This is a genomic window from Blautia faecis, assembly GCF_027662325.1.
In the GTDB taxonomy this organism is placed as follows: domain Bacteria; phylum Bacillota; class Clostridia; order Lachnospirales; family Lachnospiraceae; genus Blautia_A; species Blautia_A faecis.
On the sequence record NZ_JAQDKY010000014.1, the window covers coordinates 79,537 to 83,243 of the forward strand.

The 3,707-nt window shown below is 35.5% G+C and carries 2 protein-coding genes; both read left to right on the plus strand.

Translation table 11 applies throughout. The annotated features are described in order from the left end of the window. The first annotated feature begins 279 nt into the window (after positions 1 to 279). The gene (locus PGQ38_RS08920) at positions 280 to 2,874 is read left to right on the plus strand and encodes a hypothetical protein (protein ID WP_204454733.1); all 2,595 of its coding nucleotides are present in this window, start codon (positions 280 to 282) and stop codon (positions 2,872 to 2,874) included. Between the two features lie 171 nt (positions 2,875 to 3,045). After that, positions 3,046 to 3,707 (plus strand): DUF5688 family protein (locus PGQ38_RS08925; RefSeq protein ID WP_270431365.1); only part of this gene is annotated, 662 nt, incomplete at its 3' end.

Consider the following 3,707-nt stretch of genomic DNA (forward strand, 5'->3'; position numbering starts at 1 on the left):
CTGACCGATTTCTGTATAATCAATAGATCTCATAAAAAACCTCCTTGTAATAATGATTATGCAATCAAAAGATTAAAAGACAAATGCACTAAAAGAATTATATATTGACTAATAGAAGCAATAGAAATATAATAAAAAAGACATATTATTTCTTGTTGGAGTAGGTTAAAAATACCAAGAAATATACGTGCCGATAGTTATATCATTTGAAATGTATGTTGTTGACATAGCAAAAATGTCATGAATTTTAAACTTTTTTATACTAGGGGGGAAAGTTATATGGCAAAGTGTATGTTGTTTGGTGAGAAGTTTACAATTCCTGATTCATATATACGAGATTATATTATGGACAGACGAGATTGGGAAGCTTGTGAAGCAGCCAAAAAAGAATTTAACACATGGTATAAAAAATGTTCAGGTATAGCTGAAGTGATGAAGGAATATGATGATATTGCTTTGGGACTTCTTGAAAAGTATGCAGTTACTCCACTTTTTAAACATTTATTAGCTTTAAATATTTATGACGTAAGTGAAGATATGTATATTCGGGACGTTGTAGATTATGACGAGATAACTACAGCACGAGAAGATATAGAGTATGAATTGGAAGATATTGATGATGACAAAGACGAATTGAGAGAGTATAGAGCTGCTAGAAAAGCAAACCGAGGCCGTTTTGTAGGAGGTGGTTTTGGAATATCAGGAGCTATTAAAGGTTCAATGAAAGCTGGCACACTAAATGCAGCCACTGGTATGATACATGGTTCCATAAATGCTGTAGGAAATCTGGGAAGTGCAGTTGGAGCATCTATAAAGAAGGCTGCATTATATAATGATGAAACAAGAGATACTTTATGTAATGGATTATATCGTGGTATAATTAAAACTTACCAAAATCATAAGCAGTTTGTAAATAATCATATTAAAGGCTTTTGTGAAGATGGATTTGATTCAGAAAAAGCACTTGCTTTGTTTGAGAATGCAAAGAAAATATCGGCTAAACGAGAGGAACTATTACTTGAAGCTATAAAGTATTCTCCAGAGGAAAAAATATTATCATATATATTTATTAACTATCCAAACGAAAGAGCGAATGTGTACCGAATTGGACAATTGCTTGAAATGGATTTCGGTAAATATGTTGAAGAGTCTTTTGCTAAGTCTTACACGGCAGACGCACAAAGAGATCCTGCTAAAGCAGAAGTAGTTAAAGCTAATATTGTTAATGAAATGAAAAGGTATGGTATCAAAACAAGTGCAACATTAACGCAGATAAATAGAGATATGCTTTTTAAGATAATTGCAAGACGTCAGTTTTTACCCGAAGATGGAATTAATGAGCAGGTTATTAAAGAGTATAGGGAGTATGATGCACCTGAAAATCTGAAAAAAGAGCTTGTTGCAAAATATGGATTTTGGGAATTGGCTAAGGAATATGGAGTTACGTACCCGGCAGAAGCAGCAGAGAAAATTCTTGAAAAATTTTATTCTGATAGGGCAAAGAGTGATGAGTCTGAAGCTTTAAAAGTTAAGAAAAAACTTCAGAAATTGATGAAAGAATTGTCCGTATCAGATAGTGCAACATTTAATCAGATTGAAAAAGATTGCATTAGACGGTTGTGTGGAAATATCGAATCAGCTGATGAAACAAGGTGTAAAGAGTTAAAACAAAAAATAACTGAATACAGTGCTTTGCAGAAAAATAAGCAGGAATTTTTAGATGCAGTACAGGCACGTATTGAAGCTATCTGGGCAAAAGAAGACGGAGAGATATTTGATAACTTATATATGGAGACAGACATATATGATCAAAACAAGATACAAGAAGCTATCAAGTTTGTTAAAGAGAAAGGACGTACATCTAACGCTGAAAAATATATAACAGCTTTGGAATCCTGTACTCCAGAGAATATAAAAAAGGCTAAAAAATATCGGGATAAAAATGCAAAAAATTTTAATACATTGGGAATTGTTCTATTAATTCTTGGAGTAGCTGGTGGTTTTATTTTAATGCCATTAGCGGTGCTTGTAGTACCGGGTATCATACTTATGGTAAGCTATAGACAGAAAAAGAAAATGTGGAAAATACTTACCATTGATGAAACTCAAATTCATAGTATGTTATTAACTGAAAGTGAGGCAGCTACTTCGAAGACAGTTCCTTCGGAGGCAACTGCTTTGGAGGCAACTACTTCGGAGTCACCTATTTCGGAGACAGTTCCTTCAGAGGCAGCTACTTCAGAGACTGCTACTTCGGAGACGGCTGCTTTAGAGACAGCTGCTTCAGAGACAGCCGCTTCGGAGACGGCTACTTCAGAGACAGTTGTTTCGGAGACTGCTACTTCGGAGATGGCTGTTTCAGAGACAGTCGCTTCGGAGGCAACTACTTCGGAGGCTGTTCTTTCGGAAAATGTTACTTCAACGGCTAAAACAGAAAATAATGACATAGAAATTAAAGAGTTTTCACCAGATACAGCAAATAATTCAGAAAAGAAAGCAGAGAATATAAGCAGTATAGAAAAAGATAAGTCTGAGAAGAAACGTCTGCAACAAGAAGAAAAACAACAGCGAACTGAAGAAAAGAAGGCACGAAAGGAAGAACGTAAAAAACTTAATGCAGCTAATGACACTGGAGTAGGAAATACAATTTATAAAGTCGTATTTTGGTGTTTATCATTGTTTTATTGGTTTATGGCTTTTGCCCTTATATCAAGTTCTGGGTTTATAATAAGTGGAATTTGCTTGGCAATTACAGGCGTTTTAATTAATCCGCAAGTAAGAAAATTTGTAGTGAAAAAAGGACACAAAGTTCAGAAGTGGGTTTTACCAATAATCGCAATTGTGGGATTTTTTATTGCAATGATGTTAGCATAATATGAAATTGAATAATAAGTATTTGTAGGAAATTCGCATAATAAAAAATTATACTCATGTATTATTTATGCGAAGGAGGAAAAGAAGAATTACATAATAGCAACCTGTTATACGGAGCTGAAACGTGAGTATGCGTTTCAGCTCTTTTTACTTTCATCAAGGAGAAATGAAATGTTAAACTACAAAGAATTCATGGAAGCATTAAAACAGACAATTTATTCACAGACAGGCTGGAAATCTGACTGTATGGGGAGTCTGACGGATGAAGGACCGACATCGGATACGGAATTGGAGATTCATTATATGAATACCGAAAGAGATGCATCTGTTATTTCTATCAGAGTTCCGGAACTGTATGCCAGATACCAGATTGGGGAAAGTATTACATCCATAGCGGATTCAGTTATCGGGACAATCCGTGAGGATGACAGATTCTGTCTGGCACAGGCGGTCAGTCAGTGCAAAAATTATGAGCTGGCAAAAGAGCATTTATTTATTAGTGCAGAAAGTATTTACAATGAGGAAGCCTTAAGTCAGTGCGTATATCAGACTGTCGGTGATATTGCAATTTGCCCCAACCTTAAACTGTTAGACCGAAACGGTAAGATGATCGGACTGAAAGTTGCCCCGGAATTTCTGAAATTATGGAAGACGGATGAAAACGAAGTAATAAAGGCGGCAGTGAGGAATTCATCAAAATTATATCCTGCCAGATATTACAACTTTCTGAAAGCCCTGTTTATGCAGGAGTATAAAGGGGAAGATTTCATGGAAGAGGACAGTTCTTCCGTCCTTCTGGAAGGAAATGGGGACAAGTGTATCAGCACCACCAT

What these genes read in the sequence shown, in the direction of transcription:
- PGQ38_RS08920 (WP_204454733.1), top strand. Translation starts at nt 280, where the DNA reads ATGGCAAAGTGTATGTTGTTTGGTGAGAAGTTTACAATTCCTGATTCA.